16 protein-coding genes and 1 tRNA gene are annotated in these 16,632 nt (G+C 70.4%); 8 read left to right on the top strand and 9 right to left on the bottom strand.

The features are described from left to right. Positions 1-3 precede the first annotated feature (3 nt). From AB0N02_RS43845 to AB0N02_RS43870, 6 genes are all read right to left on the bottom strand, one after another. Positions 4-75, bottom strand: a tRNA-Val gene (locus tag AB0N02_RS43845). Positions 76-107: 32 nt separating this feature from the next. Further along, positions 108-1,055, bottom strand: coding sequence for an ROK family protein (locus tag AB0N02_RS43850; protein ID WP_363960371.1), 948 nt, complete (start codon positions 1,053-1,055; stop codon positions 108-110). 110 nt (positions 1,056-1,165) lie between these two features. Next, entirely contained in the window at positions 1,166-1,489 is a 324-nt protein-coding gene (locus AB0N02_RS43855; protein WP_363960374.1) for a hypothetical protein, read from the bottom strand. A gap of 61 nt (positions 1,490-1,550) precedes the next feature. Next, positions 1,551-2,009 carry a peroxiredoxin gene (locus AB0N02_RS43860; RefSeq protein WP_363960377.1) on the bottom strand — a complete coding sequence of 153 codons (459 nt, stop codon included), beginning with the start codon at positions 2,007-2,009 and terminating at the stop codon, positions 1,551-1,553. Between the two features lie 83 nt (positions 2,010-2,092). Then, positions 2,093-2,521: a DUF3052 domain-containing protein gene (locus AB0N02_RS43865; RefSeq protein WP_363960380.1), complete on the bottom strand. Its 429-nt coding sequence runs from the start codon at positions 2,519-2,521 to the stop codon at positions 2,093-2,095. A gap of 123 nt (positions 2,522-2,644) precedes the next feature. Next, positions 2,645-3,052: a secondary thiamine-phosphate synthase enzyme YjbQ gene (locus AB0N02_RS43870; protein ID WP_363960383.1), complete on the bottom strand. Its 408-nt coding sequence runs from the start codon at positions 3,050-3,052 to the stop codon at positions 2,645-2,647. A 355-nt stretch (positions 3,053-3,407) separates the two neighbouring features. On the opposite strand from AB0N02_RS43870, the gene aceE reads away from it, so the two are divergent. Continuing rightward, the gene (aceE, locus tag AB0N02_RS43875) at positions 3,408-6,155 is read left to right on the top strand and encodes a pyruvate dehydrogenase (acetyl-transferring), homodimeric type (protein WP_363960386.1); all 2,748 of its coding nucleotides are present in this window, start codon (positions 3,408-3,410) and stop codon (positions 6,153-6,155) included. A 104-nt stretch (positions 6,156-6,259) separates the two neighbouring features. Beyond that, on the top strand, positions 6,260-7,843 hold the full coding sequence (locus AB0N02_RS43880; protein WP_363960389.1) for an alpha/beta fold hydrolase: 1,584 nt from the start codon (positions 6,260-6,262) through the stop codon (positions 7,841-7,843). A gap of 102 nt (positions 7,844-7,945) precedes the next feature. On the opposite strand, the gene AB0N02_RS43885 is transcribed toward AB0N02_RS43880, so the two are convergent. Further along, positions 7,946-9,757 carry a bifunctional serine/threonine-protein kinase/glutamate ABC transporter substrate-binding protein gene (locus AB0N02_RS43885; RefSeq protein WP_363960392.1) on the bottom strand — a complete coding sequence of 604 codons (1,812 nt, stop codon included), beginning with the start codon at positions 9,755-9,757 and terminating at the stop codon, positions 7,946-7,948. A 108-nt stretch (positions 9,758-9,865) separates the two neighbouring features. Between AB0N02_RS43885 and AB0N02_RS43890 the strand changes: the two genes are divergently transcribed. Then, positions 9,866-10,234, top strand: coding sequence for a metalloregulator ArsR/SmtB family transcription factor (locus AB0N02_RS43890; protein ID WP_363960395.1), 369 nt, complete (start codon positions 9,866-9,868; stop codon positions 10,232-10,234). A 103-nt stretch (positions 10,235-10,337) separates the two neighbouring features. Here AB0N02_RS43890 and AB0N02_RS43895 read toward each other — a convergent pair whose 3' ends face one another. Then, entirely contained in the window at positions 10,338-11,600 is a 1,263-nt protein-coding gene (locus tag AB0N02_RS43895; RefSeq protein WP_363960471.1) for an amidohydrolase family protein, read from the bottom strand. A gap of 83 nt (positions 11,601-11,683) precedes the next feature. Here AB0N02_RS43895 and AB0N02_RS43900 point away from each other — a divergent pair, with 83 nt between their 5' ends. Beyond that, positions 11,684-12,217: a MarR family transcriptional regulator gene (locus AB0N02_RS43900; protein ID WP_363960398.1), complete on the top strand. Its 534-nt coding sequence runs from the start codon at positions 11,684-11,686 to the stop codon at positions 12,215-12,217. A gap of 117 nt (positions 12,218-12,334) precedes the next feature. On the opposite strand, the gene AB0N02_RS43905 is transcribed toward AB0N02_RS43900, so the two are convergent. Continuing rightward, positions 12,335-13,048, bottom strand: coding sequence for a WYL domain-containing protein (locus tag AB0N02_RS43905; protein WP_363960401.1), 714 nt, complete (start codon positions 13,046-13,048; stop codon positions 12,335-12,337). A gap of 115 nt (positions 13,049-13,163) precedes the next feature. Here AB0N02_RS43905 and AB0N02_RS43910 point away from each other — a divergent pair, with 115 nt between their 5' ends. The 4 genes from AB0N02_RS43910 to AB0N02_RS43925 all read left to right on the top strand — a co-directional run bounded on the left by AB0N02_RS43910 (position 13,164) and on the right by AB0N02_RS43925 (position 16,550). Continuing rightward, complete coding sequence (locus tag AB0N02_RS43910) at positions 13,164-13,589, top strand: hypothetical protein (RefSeq protein ID WP_363960404.1); 426 nt, start codon at positions 13,164-13,166, stop codon at positions 13,587-13,589. Positions 13,590-13,599: 10 nt separating this feature from the next. Further along, positions 13,600-14,760, top strand: coding sequence for a glutathionylspermidine synthase family protein (locus AB0N02_RS43915; RefSeq protein ID WP_363960406.1), 1,161 nt, complete (start codon positions 13,600-13,602; stop codon positions 14,758-14,760). 25 nt (positions 14,761-14,785) lie between these two features. Beyond that, the gene (locus AB0N02_RS43920; protein WP_363960409.1) at positions 14,786-15,265 is read left to right on the top strand and encodes a DUF350 domain-containing protein; all 480 of its coding nucleotides are present in this window, start codon (positions 14,786-14,788) and stop codon (positions 15,263-15,265) included. Between the two features lie 175 nt (positions 15,266-15,440). Beyond that, the gene (locus tag AB0N02_RS43925) at positions 15,441-16,550 is read left to right on the top strand and encodes a helix-turn-helix domain-containing protein (protein WP_363960473.1); all 1,110 of its coding nucleotides are present in this window, start codon (positions 15,441-15,443) and stop codon (positions 16,548-16,550) included. The last annotated feature ends 82 nt before the right edge of the window (positions 16,551-16,632 follow it).

Genomic DNA, 16,632 nt, shown 5'->3' on the forward strand with positions numbered 1-16,632 from the left:
GGGTGGGCACTACTGGGTTCGAACCAGTGACATCTCGCTTGTAAGGCGAGCGCTCTACCGCTGAGCTAAGCGCCCCTGTCGTCCCGTCGGGCAGACGAGACAACACCTTACGCCACCGGAGGGGACTTCAGCACATCAAGCGACCATGTGGCGCCCACGTCGGGGGATCCGGCCGCGCGCCAGCCCAGGAGGGCGGCGCCGAGCATGCCCGCGTTGACGCCGAGGGCGGCCTGGCGGAGGGGCGGGGCGGCGCGGAAGGTCAGGCGCTTCTGGAGGCGCTCGGACAGGGGGTCGGACAGGAGGTGGCCGGCTTCGGCGAGGCCGCCGCCCAGGACGATCGCGGCGGGGTCCAGCAGGAGTGTGTAGGTGGCCAGGGCCAGGGCGAGTGCCTCGACGGCGCCGTTCCACACCTCCGTGGCCACGGGGTCGCCCGAGGCGGTCAGCGCGGCCACCTGTTCGGCGGTGGCGGGTGAGCCCGCCCTGGCGGAGTAGCGGCGGCTCACGGCGGATGCGGAGGCGTAGGTCTCCAGGCAGCCGACCTGGCCGCACGCGCACGGATCTCCGTCGGGGAACACCGGGATGTGGCCGATCTCCCCGCCCCATCCGGCGTTCCCGCCGTACGGCTCGCCGTGCACGACCACGGCGCCCGCGATGCCGGTTCCGATGGGCAGGAACAGGAACTCGGAGATCTCGCGGCCCGCACCGAGAACGCTCTCCGCGAGGCCGCCGGTGCGCACGTCGTGTCCGAGCATGATCGGCGCGTCCAGGGGGACGAGATCCCGGGCCCGGACGTCGCGCCAGCCGATGTTGGCGGAGTAGAGCGCCCTGTCGGCGGTCACCAGGCCGGGTACGGCCAGGCCCACCCCGGCGGGGGCGCCGCCGCCGGCGGTGGCGAGGTGGTCGATGAAGGAACGGATCGTCTGGACGACGGCCGCCGGGCCCTTCTCCCGCGGGGTATCACGGCGCTCGGTGAGAACGATCCCTCCGGAGCGGTCGACGATGCCTCCCTTCATGGAGGTGCCACCGACGTCAAGGGCCACAACGAAGGAGCTCATGCACGCATCCAGCGGTTCGAAGGGGAGGGGCGAGCCTGACCATAGCGCATGGTGATAACACCACATCAGTACATATGCCCATAAATGCGCTTAACGAAGCTTTATGAGCACTAATGAACTCGCCCCAGGACCCGGTTCAGCGCCGCCTCGACGTCGTCCGACAGCTCCTTCGACAGGCTGGGAGTGAGGGGCGCGGCCACCCTCTGGTCGGCCCTCGCGGGCCGTACCGATCCGCAGGAACGGCACTCGATCTCACCGAGTCTGCAGATGAGCGCCACGGAACCGCATTCGGAACACGTGTCGAGGTCGAGGTCGTGCGCGCGCTGGCACTCCGGGCAGACGAGCACCTGGGTCTCCCCGCGCACTCCGCGCTTCCACGGGCTGGCGCCGCGAACCGGGTCGGTCTGCCTGGCCCCGCAGGAGAAGCAGGGCATGATCGCCTCCGATGGGTCGCGGCCCGCGGACGTCTCGTGAACGTCCGCGGGCCCACCGCTTTCAGGAAATCTCAGCGAGCACCTTGCGGTACTCGGCGATGTCACGAGCCTGAGGGATGGGGTTCACGACGCTCCAGCGGACCACGCCCTCGCCGTCGATGACGAAGGTGCCGCGCGTCGCGATGCCCTTCTCCTCATCGAACACACCGTACGCCCGGGCGACCTGCCCGTGCGGCCAGAAGTCGGAGAGCAGCGGGAAATCGTAGCCCTCCTGGTCGGCCCAGGCACGATGGGTGAACATGGAGTCGACCGAGACGGTGATCACCTGGACGTCGTCGGGCGCGGTGGCGACGAACTCGTCGCGGATGGCGCAGAGCTCGCCGTGGCAGACGCTGCTGAACGCGAGAGGGTAGAAGATCAGCACAACCTTTTTGCCCCGGTGGTCCGAAAGCTTGACCGGGGTGCCGTGCTGGTCCTTCAGCTCGAAGTCCGGAGCCGCAGAACCTGTTTCCACCGCCATGTCGAAAGGTCCTTTCATCGGATGATGGGCGAGGCCATCATCCTGCCGTACGGCTCGCCTGAGCCGTACGGCAGGGCGGAACCTTAGCGGCGCGCCTTGGGCGTTACCAGCCTTGTCCCCGACCAGTCGGGGGCGGCGCTGATGCTGCTCGTCTGCGAGAGCCCCGCCGTCGTGGCGTCTTCCCCGATGTCACTCGGCTCCACATGCCCCTCGCGACCGGCCTTGGGAGTGAGCAGCCAGATCTGGCCGCCGTCACTCAGGTTGGTCACCACACCGCTCAGGGCGTCGAACAGATCACCGTCACCGTCGCGCCACCACAGCAGCACGACGTCGACGACGTCCTCGAAGTCTTCATCGACCAGTTCGTTGCCGGTCAGCTCCTCAACGGAGTCGCGCAGATCGTCGTCGGTGTCCTCGTCCCAGCCGACCTCCTGCACCACCTGACCCGGCTTGAGGCCGAGTCGTTCGGCCAGGCCGCGTTCGCCCTGCGCCTGACCCGCGGTCGCGCTCACGTTTGTCCCTCCTGCTTGAATGGCCCCGCAGCTACACGGTGCTCAAAGTGCTTCGGCACAGTCCACACGCTGTGACCCTCGGTCGTCAACGGTCGCCACGGCAACGACTGGGCTACGTATGAATTAGTCCGACAAAAATGACAAACGGACCTGGCGTTCCCGATTGTCGACGTTGAGATCCACCACGGCGATGGACTGCCAGGTGCCCAGCGCGAGCCGCCCGGACAGAACCGGAACGGTGGCGTACGGCGGAACGAGGGCAGGCATGACATGCGACCGTCCATGCCCTCTGGATCCGTGCGCATGTCTCCATCTGTCGTCGGCCGGGAGCAGATCCCCCAGGGCCTCGATCAGGTCGTCGTCGCTGCCCGAGCCGAGCTCGATCAGCGCGACGCCCGCGGTCGCGTGCGGTACGAAGACGTGCAGCAGTCCGTCGCCTCCGCACGACCGGACGAAGCTCTCGCACTCGGGAGTGATGTCGTGAACCCGCTCACGGGACCCGGTCACCACCTCGATCGTCTGAGATCTCACATACCGATCCTACGATCCGCGCTGAGCTGGGACGACGACAGATTCCCCCGATGCCCGCGTCCCCGGGCCGACACGCCGGTCCACGGGCCCCGCGACCCCTACCTCGCGCGCGTCCGTTTGCCCATTCCTCCAAAGACTTCCCGCTTCCTCCCTCCCGGATCCCCGTGAAACCCGGAAGCCCATGTACCCTTTTGGGGAAATTCGTCCTACCATCGGTGGTCTAGGCCACTTATGTACCCCTGCCAGCAGGGACTTCCTGGTTACCGGTCAGTAGAGATGCACTTTCCGGGGTAAGCGACCAGGATGGAAGACGACCTACATCAGACAAAAGTCCATCCTCGGAAGGCGAGACCCAGTGGCTTCCGGACGCCAGCGTTTCTCGGTCATCAGCGACGGCCTACCCAGCCAGCTCCCTGATGTCGACCCCAGCGAGACCCAGGAGTGGCTCGAGTCGCTCGACAACGTCATCAAGACGGAAGGTCGCACTCGCGCCCGATATCTGATGCTTCGCCTACTGGAGCGGGCGCGCGAACATCAGGTCGGGGTTCCCGGCCTGCGCAGCACCGACTACATCAACACCATTCCCCCGGAACGGGAGCCCTGGTTCCCCGGCGACGAGTACGTCGAGCGCAGGATCCGCGCCTACATCCGGTGGAACGCGGCCGTCATGGTCACGCGGGCCAACGCCCGCACCAACGTCGGCGGCCACATCGCCACCTACGCGTCGGCGGCGTCGCTCTACGAGGTGGGCTTCAACCACTTCTTCCGCGGCAAGGACCACGGCGAGTCCGGCGACCAGGTCTTCATCCAGGGCCACGCCGCGCCGGGCATCTACGCCCGCGCCTTCCTCGAGGGCCGCCTCAACGAGGCGCAGCTCGACGCCTTCCGGCAGGAGCGCTCGCACGGCTTCAAGGGCCTGCCCTCCTACCCGCACCCGCGCCTGATGCCGGACTTCTGGGAGTTCCCCACGGTCTCCATGGGCCTGGGCCCGATCGGCGCGATCTACCAGGCCCGGTTCAACCGCTACCTGCTGAACCGGAAGATCAAGGACACCAGCCGCAGCCACGTGTGGTGTTACCTCGGCGACGGCGAGATGGACGAGCCGGAGTCGCTCGGCGCGATCGGCCTGGCCGCCCGCGAGGAGCTGGACAACCTCACCTTCGTCATCAACTGCAACCTGCAGCGTCTCGACGGTCCCGTGCGCGGCAACGGCAAGATCATCCAGGAGCTGGAGTCCTACTTCAGGGGCGCGGGCTGGAACGTCATCAAGGTCGTGTGGGGCCGTGACTGGGACCCGCTGCTGGCCGCCGACGTCGACGGCGTGCTGGTCAACAAGATGAACACCGTCCCCGACGGCCAGTTCCAGACCTACTCCGTCGAGAGCGGCGAGTACATCCGCGAGGACTTCTTCGGCAGCGACCCGCGCCTGCGCAAGATGGTCGAGCACCTGTCGGACGAGGACATCCGCAAGCTGTCGCGCGGCGGTCACGACTACCGCAAGGTCTACGCGGCCTACAAGGCGGCGCGCGAGCACGTCGGCCAGCCGACCGTCATCCTCGCCCAGACCATCAAGGGCTGGACCCTCGGCAAGGACTTCGAGGCGCGCAACGCGACGCACCAGATGAAGAAGATGTCCAAGGCCGACCTGAAGGAGTTCCGCGACCGGCTGTACCTCCCGATCCCGGACTCCGCGCTCGAGGGCGACCTGCCGCCCTACTTCCACCCGGGCGAGAACGACCCCGAGATCCAGTACATGATGGAGCGCCGCGCGGCCCTGGGCGGCTTCCTGCCCAAGCGCGTGGTCCGCGCCAAGCCGATCGCCCTGCCGGGCGACGCGGCCTACGCGCAGCTCAAGAAGGGCTCCGGCAAGCAGAACGTCGCCACGACCATGGCGTTCGTACGGCTGCTCAAGGACCTCATGCGCGACAAGGAGATCGGTCACCGGTTCGTGCCGGTCATCCCGGACGAGGCGCGCACCTTCGGCCTCGACGCGATCTTCCCGACCGCCAAGATCTACTCGCCGCACGGCCAGACCTACGACGCCGTGGACCGCGAGCTGCTGCTGTCCTACAAGGAGTCGACCGAGGGTCAGATCCTGCACGAGGGCATCAGCGAGTCGGGATCGATGGCCTCGACGATCGCCGTCAGCACGTCGTACGCCACGCACGGCGAGCACATGATCCCGATCTACATCTTCTACTCCATGTTCGGCTGGCAGCGCACCGCCGACCAGATGTGGCAGCTCGCCGACCAGATGGGCCGGGGCTTCCTGCTCGGCGCCACCGCCGGCCGCACCACGCTGAACGGCGAGGGCCTGCAGCACGAGGACGGTCACACCCCGCTGACCGCCTCGACGAACCCGGCGGCGGTGTCCTACGACCCGTCGTGGGCCTTCGAGCTGGCCCACATCGTCAAGGACGGCCTGCGGAGGATGTACGGCGAGCGGCCGGAGAACATCTTCTACTACCTGACCGTCTACAACGAGCCCTACACGCAGCCCGCCGAGCCCGCCGGCCTCGACGTGGCGGGGCTGCTCAAGGGCCTGTACCGCTTCGCCCCCGCCCCCGCCACGGCCGGTCCGAAGGCCAACATCCTGGCCTCCGGCGTGGCCGGCCCGTGGGCGATCGAGGCCCAGCGGATGCTGGCCGAGGAGTGGGGCGTGGCGGCCGAGGTCTGGTCGGCGACCTCCTGGACGGAGCTGCGCCGCGAGGCGCTGGCCGTCGAGGAGCACAACCTGCTCAACCCCGACTCCGAGCAGCGCGTGCCGTACGTCACCCAGGCGCTGTCGGCGGCCGAGGGGCCGTTCGTCGGCGTCAGCGACTACATGCGCGCGGTACAGGACCAGATCGCCCAGTGGGTTCCGGGTGACTGGACCTCGCTCGGCACCGACGGCTTCGGCCTGTCGGACACCCGCTCGGCGCTGCGCCGCCACTTCCACGTGGACGCGGCCTCGATCACGCTGGCCGTGCTCACCCAGCTGGTCAAGCGCGGTGAGCTCGACGCGCGGGTGCTGAAGGAGGCCATCGCCAAGTACCACCTGAAGAACGGCGTCACCGAGGCCGGCGGCGTCGAGAGCAACGACACACAGTCCATGGGACTGTGACGATGTGACCACTGCCGGGCGGGTCCTTCTCCTATGGAAGGCCTCGCCCGGTTAGTGTGAAAACGCTTCCCCCGGCGAACAGTCCGATCCGAGGGGGGCGCTTCATGCGAAGAATCCTGACGGCCGTCACCGTGACGACGGTCTTTTCCACCGCCCTGGCCGCCTGCGGCGGCTCCGGCGGGCCCGGCGGCTACGGCGCCGTGGCCGTCACCGAGCCGAGTCCCGTGCCGAGCGCGTCCGGGCCGTCGGCCGTCGGCACCTCACCGGGCGCGGCCATGCCGGACAGGATCGCGTGGGGACCGTGCACCGACATCAAACGCCCGGACGGCGCGACCCCGCGTCCCGACCCTCGCTTCCAGTGCGGGAAGCTGAAGGTCCCGCTGGACTACAGCAAGCCGGACGGCGACTCGCTGGACATGGCGGTGATCCGGATCCAGGCCGCCGAACCCGGCAAACGGCTCGGCTCACTGGTGTTCAACTTCGGCGGCCCCGGCGCGTCGGGCATCGACACCATGGCCCAGTCCTACAAGCTCTTCGGCAGCCTGAACACCCGCTACGACCTGGTCAGCTTCGACCCGCCGGGGGTGGAGCGCACCGCGGGCGTCCGGTGCGGCACCGACCGGGAGATGGACAAGTACCTCGCCATGGACACCCAGGCGACGAACCCGGCCGAACGGGCCGAGCAGAACAGGACGATCAAGAACTTCGCCGACGCCTGTGAGCGGACCTCCGGCAAGGTCCTTCCGTACATCGGCACGGTCAACGCCGCCCGCAGCATGGACCGGCTCCGCGAGGCGCTGGGCGACAAGCAGCTCAACTACTTCGGCATCTCGTACGGCACGCAGCTCGGCGCGGTCTACGCGACCCTGTTCCCCAAGAAGGTGCACCGCTTCATGCTGGACGGGCCGCTGGACCCGAGCGCCACGCTGGAGCAGCGCTCGCTGGCCCAGACGACCGCCTTCCAGCACTCCTACGACTCCTTCCTGAAGGACTGCATCAAGGGTCCCGGGGAGTGCGAGGTCGGCGCGGACGTATCCCTGGCGAACAAGCACGTCGATACCTTCCTCGACGACCTGAGGATCAATCCGCTGCCGGTCGGCGACCGCAAGCTCACCCAGGGCCTGGCCGTGACCGGCATCGCCGCCGCGCTGTACTCGGATCTGACCTGGCCGCTGCTGGAGCAGGGGCTGAGCCGGGCCTTCAAGGGAGACGGCCGGATCCTGCTGTATCTGGCCGACGCCTACAACGCGCGCATGCCCGACGGGTCCTACGCGACCATCATGAGCAGCTTCCCTGCCATCACCTGCGTGGACACCGCCGAGCGGCCGACCCGTCAGGAGCTGGACAAGACCGAGGCGGCCTCCGTGAAGATCTCTCCGCTGTTCGGCGGCATAGGCATGGGCTCCATCTGCGCGGTGTGGCCGGTGCCCGGCAGCAACGAGGCCAGGAAGATCGACGCCACGGGCTCGGCCCCGATCGTGGTCATCGGCGGCACGGGCGACCCGGCCACGCCGTACGAGTGGGCGCCGAGGCTGACGTCGCAGCTCAAGACCGGTGTGCTGGTCACCTACAAGGGCGAGGGCCACGGCGCCTACCTGTCCGGCGACGCGTGCGTCAAGAAGATGACGGACGGCTACCTGCTCGACGGCAAGGTGCCCGCGAACGGCACCGTCTGCCCCTCGCCGTGATCGCGGCGCCCGCGCGGGAGACCCTCACGGCTGAGCTGTTCGAGACTGTCACGAACCGCAGCGCCCGCGCCCGCGCGGGAGACCCGGCGGCGGGCCGCGCCGTCACCGGCAGTGCTCCAGGCGGGGCGTCCCGGTCTCGGAGCGGAAGTCGACCCGGCCGAAGTGCCTGGAGAGCAGCCGCTTCAGGGTCCCGTCCTCGTACATGGAGCCGATGGCCTCGTTGATCGCCCGGCAGGCCACGGGGTCGCCGCGTCTGAGCGCCACGCCGTACCGCTCGGAGGTGAGCCGGAGCCCGGCGATCTTGAGTCCGGCTCCGGGCAGGCGGGCGCCGAACCCGGCCAGCACCAGGTCGTCGCCGGGCAGGGCGTCGGCGGTGCCGTCGGCCACCCGGGTCGCGCACCTGGACATGTCCTCCTCCTCCAGGGGGACGAAGCCGACGCCCCTGTCGCGGATCATCGCGGCGGTGGTCAGGCCGGGCGAGACGCAGACGGTCCTGCCGTTCAGATGCCTCAGCTTGGAGATCCTCGCGCCCTGCCGGACGAGCACGTCGCGGTGGGCGACGTAGTACGGCCCGGCGAACGCGACCCGCTCGCGAGAGGCGTCGTCGATCGAGAAGTTGGCGATCACCAGGTCCACCTCGCCCCGCTCGACCGCCGTCTCCCGGTCGCCGAGGCGGACGGGCACGAACCTGACCCCGCCCTCGGGCACCCCCAGGGCGCGCGCGACGTACTCGGCGACGTCGGCCTCGAACCCGCGCGGGGGTCTGCCCAGGGAGACCCCGGGCAGCCCGTCGCGGTAGCCCACCCTGATCACGTGCTTGGCCCTGATCCGGTCGAGCAGGGCCGACCCCGTGGAGGGCGTCGGGGTGGGAGTCGGCGTCGGGCTCGGGGAGACGGCCCGCGGCGAGGAGGACGCGGCGCCCCTGCTCGGCAGCGGGGCGAACTGGACGACCAGGAAGGCCGCCGCGGCCACGCCGAGGACCACGAGCCCGGCGGCCAGGGCCCGGCGCCGTCGGACGGGAGCGGGCCGCCCCGGCCGGGTCAGGTCGATCGTGGCGGCCTGGACGCCTTCGGCGAGTTCCTCCGCCGAGGCCTCGGCCTCGTCCGCCGGGTGACCCAGCAGCCGTTTCAGCACCTCGTCGGCCGTCGGTCTGAGCGCCTGGTCCTTGCTCAGGCAGAGCCCGACGATCTCACGCAGACCGCCGGGAAGCGCGCTCAGGTCGGCCTCCTGGTTGATGACGCGGTTGAGGGTCGCCACGATCGTGTCCCCGGCGAAGGGCGCCCTGCCCGTCGCGGTGAAGATCATGGTCGACCCCCAGGCGAACACGTCGGCGGGGAAGCCGACGTCCTCGTCGGAGATCTGCTCGGGGGCCATGTAGGCGGGGGTTCCGACCGCGCGGGTGGTGATCGTCCCGCTCTCGTCGATGATCTTGGCGATGCCGAAGTCGACGACCCGGGGACCGTCCGCGGCCAGCAGTACGTTGTCCGGCTTGAAGTCGCGGTGCGCGATCCCCGCCCGGTGGATCGCGGTCAGCGCGGTGATCGTGCCGATCGCCAGCCGTTCGAGCTTCTCCCCCGACAGCGGGCCCTCGCGCTCCACGACATGGCGCAGTGACGGCCCGTCGATCAGCTCGCTCGCGATGTACGGCGTCTCGCCGTCGAGGTCGGCGCCGAGCACCCGGGCGGTGCAGAAGGCCGCCACCCTCCCGGCCGCGGCGAGCTCCCGCGCGAAGCGGGAGCGCGCGTGGTCCTCCCCGGTGAAGCGCACGTGCAGCAGCTTGACCGCGGCGCGTTCCCCGTCCTCGGACTCCCCGAGGTAGACGACCCCCTGACCGCCCTCCCCCAGCCTGCCCTTGAGCGTGTAATCCCCCAGCCGCGGTGGATCCCCTGGCCGCAGCGGTCTGATTTCCGGCATTGCCGACCCCTCGTATACGGCCCCCTTACCCGGAGATTACACATCCGGACGGTGTAGATCACCGCTTTCCCGCGGACCGACCATCAATCGAGACGAAGGCAGAGTTGGATGATCATCCAACTGTCCAACGGCGGGCTAGGATGGGGCCGTGAAGGCGCAGGCGAACTGATGCGGGAGCCCTGGCACCCCGCGGCGGAGGACATCAAGCTGGCCGAGGTCATGCACGCGCTGGCGGATCCGGTACGCCTGGAGATCCTGTCACGCCTGGCCGAGAGCGACGGGGAGAACTGCGGAGACATCGGCAGCGGCATCGACGTGCACAAGTCCACGATGTCGCACCACTACCGGGTGCTCCGCGAGGCCGGGATCACGCTGACCACGATGGAGGGAAGGTCCCGGCTGGTCAGGTTGCGCCGGGACGACCTGAACGCGCGCTTCCCCGGCCTGCTCGACGCGGTGCTGAACGCGCTGCGCTGAGCCCCCGGCCTCGCACCGGTCGCCCGCCGCCACCCACCGGCCGTCGCGGTCCCTGCCGGCCGTCGCGGTCCCGGTCGGCCGCGCCCGGTGGGATCCGGGCCGTTCAGCCGGCGACCGGCGCCGGGAGCCCGGCGGCCCCGGCGATCCGCTCCGCCGAGCGGGACACGAGGTCAAGGGCCCCGCGCGTGTCCACGCCGACCAGGCGCCCCTCCCGCTTCACGACGCGGCCCGCGACGAGCACGGTGTCCACGTTGGCCGGGCCCGCGGCGGTCACCACGGCGCCGATCGGATCGTGCACGGGCGCGAGGCCGAGGTCGCCGGCGCGGAGCATGACGATGTCCGCCTGCCCGCCGGGCCGCAGCGACCCGACCAGATCGTCCATGCCGAGGGCCGCCGCCCCCTCGGCGGTGGCCATCCGCAGTACCTCGGCCGCGGTGAGCGATCCGCCCCCGGCCCGCTCGGCGGCGAACGCGGCGCGCATGAGGGCGAACATGTCGCCGGGCGTGTCGGTCACCGTGTCGACGCCGAGTCCCGTCGTGATCCCGAACGCGCGGAACCTGCCGGTCTCCGGACGCCCGTGCCCCATCTGGGACTCGACCGCCGGGGCGACCGAGGCGGTGCCGCCGCTGTCGGCGACGAGCCTCATCGCCTCGTCGGTGAAGCCGTTGCCGTGCACGAACATCACGTCGGGCCCGAGGAGCCCGTGGCGGTGCAGCCGTTCGACGGCTCCGGTGCCGGTCGCGTGCAGGCTGATCCGGAGGCCGAGCTCGCGGGCCAGCCGCCAGTCGGCCTCGGCCGCCTCGACCGAGCCGTAGACCGGGCCCCAGGCCGCCAGGGCCGGGGTCACCAGGCCGGAGGGGCCCGGTGAGGCGATCCGCCGTACCTCGTCCTCGCGGCGGGAGTCGTCGCCGGGCCCCGGGTGGGCGTAGGCGAAGACGGCGCGGATCCCCGACTCGCGCAGGGCGTCGAGCGCGGCGTCGGTGTGGGCGGGGGTGAGCTGGATGTGGGACCAGTCGCAGAGGGTGGTGATCCCGGAGTCGAGCGCCTCCAGCGCGCCCCACAGGTTGGCCGCGTAAACGTCCTCCGCCCGGAAGACGGGGGTGAGCCTGCCCAGAACGAGGTCGAGGTAGTCCCCCAGGGTCGCGTCGGCCGCGACGGAGCGCAGGACGCCCTGCCAGACGTGCCGGTGGGTGTCCACGAAGCCGGGCAGCACGATCCGGCCGGTCGCGTCGAGGATCTCGGCGTCTCCGGCGTCGAGCCCGCGCCCCACGGCGGCGATCGTCCCGTCCTCGACGAGGACATCCGTTCCGATCATGACGCGCGGCTCAGGATCGGTGTCGATCACGGTCCCGTTGGCGATGAGCATGCGCACGGCAAATCTCTCCGTTCAGAAAGCAATTCAAAAAGCTTTTCCAAAAGCTATCAGGCGGGAGAGCTATCCTCAATCCCATGGCACGGGGAGACACCGCGGGACGGGACCACGTCGACGAGATGATGGAGGGGTGGCGGGCGGAGCTGCCCGAGGCCGCCACCGTCCAGCTGGAGATCGTCAAACGTGCCGGGCGGCTGAAGGCCCTCATCGAGGAGGTCACGCAGTCCGTGCTCGGTGAGTACGGACTGACCTACGCCGAGTTCGACGTCCTGGCGACGCTGCGCAGGGCCGGCAGCCCCTACCGTCTCAAGCCCAGCCTGCTCGCCGCCCGCTCCTCGCTGACCACCGGGGGCACGAGCAACATCCTGCAGCGGCTCACCACCGCCGGTCTCGTCGAGCGCGAGCCCGATCCCGCGGACGGCAGGAGCTCCTGGGTCCGCCTGACCCCGCTGGGCGCCCGGCGGGCCGAGGAGCTCGCCCTGGCCACCACCGAGGCTCACCGGGACCTGCTCGCGGACGTCCCCGAGGACACCTCCCTGGCCCTGGCGGGACTGCTGCGCGAGGTGCTGCTCGCGCTCGGGGACCGGGCGGGCGGCTCCCGCCGGGGCTGAGCGCGCCCGCGCCGCCGGGAGGCGTGGCGCTCCGGGCGGACGGCGGAGCGACCGGCGACAGCGCACTCCCACGGCGACCGGCGGCGGCCCGCGGCCGGACTCCCGGCGGGGAGGCTCTCAGCCGGAGCCGGGATCTCCGGGGAACAGGCCGGGGAGCCTCGCGGAGAACTCCCCGGGCGGATGCTCCGGCGAGCTCTCCCCGGTCTCCTCGGCCCGGCGGATGCGATCGAGCCTGAAGACGCGCACGTCCCGCCTGAGCCTGCACATTCCGACGAGATACCAGTGACCGCCCTGGCCGCCCACGAAGACCGTCGGCTCCACCTCGCGCAGGGTCCTGCGGCCCTTGCGGTCCTCGTACTCGATCCGCAGCACCCGCCGGTGCAGCAGCGACCGCTCGATCACCTTCGCCACCCGGGGGTACGGCTCGGGCTCGGCGGCCGCCCGGGACCGTCCGGCGAACTCCCCGCTCCCGGCTTCCCCGGGCTCCCCCTCGACCGGCGGCATCGCGGCCACCAGCTTGCGCAGGGCGCTACGGGCGTGGGCGTCGCGCGGGCCGTCCTCCGAGCCGCCGAGCACGACGGCGACCGCCGCCGCCTCGGCCGGGGTGAGGCCGAGCGGCAGCGGGGGCACGCTCTCGTCGAGGACGTAGCCGCCGCCCCCGCCCGGCTCGGCGCGGATCGGCACCCCGCATCCCCGCAGGGCGGATATGTCCCGCTCGACCGTGCGGGCGCTCACCCCGAGCCCGGCGGCCAGCTCGCGGACGGAGCGGGCCCCGGGAGCGGCGGCGCGAAGCCCGTCGACCAGGGCGTACAGCCGATCGATACGGTTCACACTTGCGACGTTACGCGCCGATACCGACAGTCTGGAGGCGCAATCATCCCCGGTCAGCAGTTGAACCGACAAAACAGCATCGATACCCTGTGGCGACACATCTCATTGGAGCTCGATGGCCGCAAGTCCGAAACACCCGCTGGCCGCCGGACAGAGCGTCGGCCACCAGCCCGCCAAGCCCTCGGGTTCCAAGGCGTCGAAGGTCATCACGCTCACGGGGATAGGTGTCGTCTCGCTGCTCCTCATCGCCTACTGCTCGGCGCAGGACGACTACGAGGAGGTCGGCGCCGAGTGCGTCGACGTCAACAGCTACCAGGAGGACGGCTCCTACACGATCGTCGACGACGACTACTGCGACGACTCCGGCAGCCACTACCACGGGTCCCACGGGGCCTACGGGTGGTACTACGGCGGCACGAGGTCGGGAAGCAGGATCGGGCACGGCACCACGGTGCGTCCCTCGGACGTCCAGATCGTGACCCGCAAGGGCACGGTCATCCAGCGTGGCGGCTTCGGGAGCCACTGGGGCGGCGGGAGCTGACCTCCGGCAGATGAGACGTGAGACCTCGCTCCCCCGCGACGGCTGGGAGGGCATCATCGAGGGCCAGGGCCTGGCCTACCACCGCACCGCCCATCCGCAGGGCCTCGGCCGCCCCTACTGGGACGAGAGCGTGCAGTACGTCTTCTCCATGGACGAGGTGCTCCGCCTCGAGGAGCAGGTGGAGGAGCTGCACCGGATGTGCCTGCACGTGGTCGAGCACGTCGTCGAGCACGACCGCTACGCCGACTTCGCCGTGCCCGCCTGGGCCGCGCCGGAGATCGCCGCCTCCTGGAGGCGCGGCGACCCCCACCTGTTCGGCCGTTTCGACCTGCGCTACGACGGGACCGGCCCCGCCAAGCTGCTGGAGTACAACGCCGACACCCCGACCAGCCTGCTGGAGAGCTCGGTCGTGCAGTGGTTCTGGCTGCGCGACCGTCATCCGGACGACGACCAGTGGAACTCCATCCACGAGCGGCTGATCGACCGGTGGCGGAAGATAGCGGCCGGGCTGCCGACCGGGCCCGCGCACTTCGCCTGGACCAGGATGGACGAGACCGGCGAGGAGGCGATGACGATCGCCTACCTCCAGGAGACCGCCGACCAGGCCGGGCTGAACACGATCGCCGTGGCCATGGAGGACATCGGCTGGGACGGCCTCAACCTGCGCTTCGTCGACATGGAACGCCGGGTGATCCGCTCGCTGTGCAAGCTGTACCCGTGGGAGTGGGCGGTCGCCGACCCGTTCGGCGCCCATGCGGTGCGCCAGCAGGTCTCCAGCACCTGGATCGAACCGCTGTGGAAGATGCTGCTGTCCAACAAGGCGCTGCTCGCGCTGCTCTGGGAGCTGTATCCCGGCCATCCGAACCTGCTGCCCGCCTATCTCGACGGGCCGCGTGGGATGTCCTCCTACATCGTCAAACCGCTGCTCGGCCGGGAGGGCGCGAGCATGCGGATCGTCACCCCCGGCGACCACGTCGAGACCCCGGGCGACTACGGCGCCGAAGGACACGTCTACCAGGAGTTCCAGGCGCTGCCGGTCTTCGACGGCTGGCGTCCCGTGCTCGGCGCCTGGGTCGTCCACGACGAGGCGGCCGGGGTCGGCATCCGCGAGACCTCGGGGTTCGTCACCGACGACACGTCGTCCTTCGTCCCGCACCGCATCGAACTCTGAGCCCTTTCCCGAAGAGAGAACAGCCATGATCCCCACCCCCCAGGCAGCGCCGACCGTGACGGGCGCGGACACGATCTCGCTCGCCGAGACCCTCGGCCGCGGCGCCCTCGCCATCGCCTCCTACGCCGCGCTCGGCGTGATCCTGATGATCATCGGCTTCTACGTGATCGACATGGCCATCCCGGGCAAGCTCAGCCGGCTGATCAAGGTCGACCGCAACCCCAACGCCACCATGCTCACCGGCTCCGGGCTGGCCGCCGTCGGGCTGATCGTCGCGGCCTCCATCTGGTCCTCCGGCGGGGCGCTGCACGAGGGCCTGCTGGCGACCGCGGCCTTCGGGCTGGTGGGCATCGCCGTACAGACCGTGGCGATGGTCGCATTCGACAAGGTGGTGGGGATCTCGGTCCGCGAACTGGTCAAGGAGTCCGACCTGCAGCCGGGCACGCGGCTGCTCGCGGTCACCCACGTGGTCATCGGTCTGATCACCGCCGTCGCCGTCATCTGAGCCCGCCCGATCGGATCGGCGGCTGGCGCATCTCGTCCGACCTGGCACTCTTAGTGAGGTGAGGGAACGGAGCGAGCGAGCCAGCAGACACAACGACGTCGCGGTCGAGGCCGGGGAGGGAGGGCTCGGCTCCGACCGGATACGGCAGGACACCACGCGCAGGCTGGAGCGGGCCATGGGCGCGCTGGGGACCGCCGCCATGGCCAGGATGGACGACCGGCTGATGTGGTTCCGCGCCCTGTCGGCCGAGGACCGGTCCTGGGTCGGCCTGGTGGCCCAGGCGGGGATCGCCGCGTTCGTCGAGTGGTTCCAGCACGCCGGCCGGGGGCGCCGGACTCCCAGCATCGAGTTCTTCGGCACCGCGCCCCGGGAGCTGAAGCGCTCCATCTCGCTGCAGCAGACGGTGGACATCGTCCGAATCGTGGTCGAGGTGGTCGAGGCGCAGACCGGGGAACTGGCCGCGCCCGGCGGGGAGGACCAGCTCCAGCAGGCGATGCTGCGCTACACCCGCGACGTGGCCTTCGCCGCCGCCCAGGTCTACGCGCGGGAGGCCGAGGCGCGCGGCGCCTGGGACGCGCGCCTCGAGGCGCTCATCGTGGACGCGCTGGTCCGGGGCGAGGTCGACGACGGCCTGCACTCCTGGGCCGCCGCGCTCGGCTGGACCTCCTCCCCCATCGTGGTGCTGGCGGGGCAGACTCCCGACGACGACCCGCAGGCGGTGATCGACGGGCTGCGCGACCGGGGGCGCCGTTCCGGGCTCGACATGCTGGCCGGGGTCCAGGGCGGGCGGCTGATCGTGATCGTGGGCGGCGCCGACAGCGTCAGCGCCGCGGCCAAGCACGTGGTGCCGCGCTTCGGCCCGGGTCCCATCGTGATCGGGCCCGAGGTGAACGACCTGCAGGCGGCCGCGAGCTCGGCGCGGGCGGCGATAGCCGGGCTGCGCGCCGCCGCCGGGTGGCCCGACGCGCCCAGGCCCGTCCACGCCGAGGACCTGCTGGCCGAGAGGGCCATCGACGGCGACGCCGACGCCAGGAGCCAGCTGATCGAGAGCGTCTACGTGCCGCTGGCGGGCACGCCGCTGCTCGACACGCTGGCGACCTATCTGGAGCAGGGCACGTCCTTGGAGGCCACCGCCCGGTTACTGTTCGTGCACCCCAACACGGTTCGCTACCGGCTCCGCAAGATCACCGAACTGACGGGCTACCAGCCGACCGAGGGGCGTTCGGCCTTCACCCTGCAGGTGGGTCTCATCCTCGGCCGCCTGGCGGAGACATCCACGACGTAGTCGGCCCCGCGAAACCTCACCGAAACCTAAGCTGTAGGATTCCTACAAGATTTTACTCACAAACTTCGTCAGGATCCCTAGC

Origin of the sequence: Streptosporangium sp. NPDC051022, assembly GCF_040683035.1 — a bacterium.
Classification (GTDB): domain Bacteria; phylum Actinomycetota; class Actinomycetes; order Streptosporangiales; family Streptosporangiaceae; genus Streptosporangium.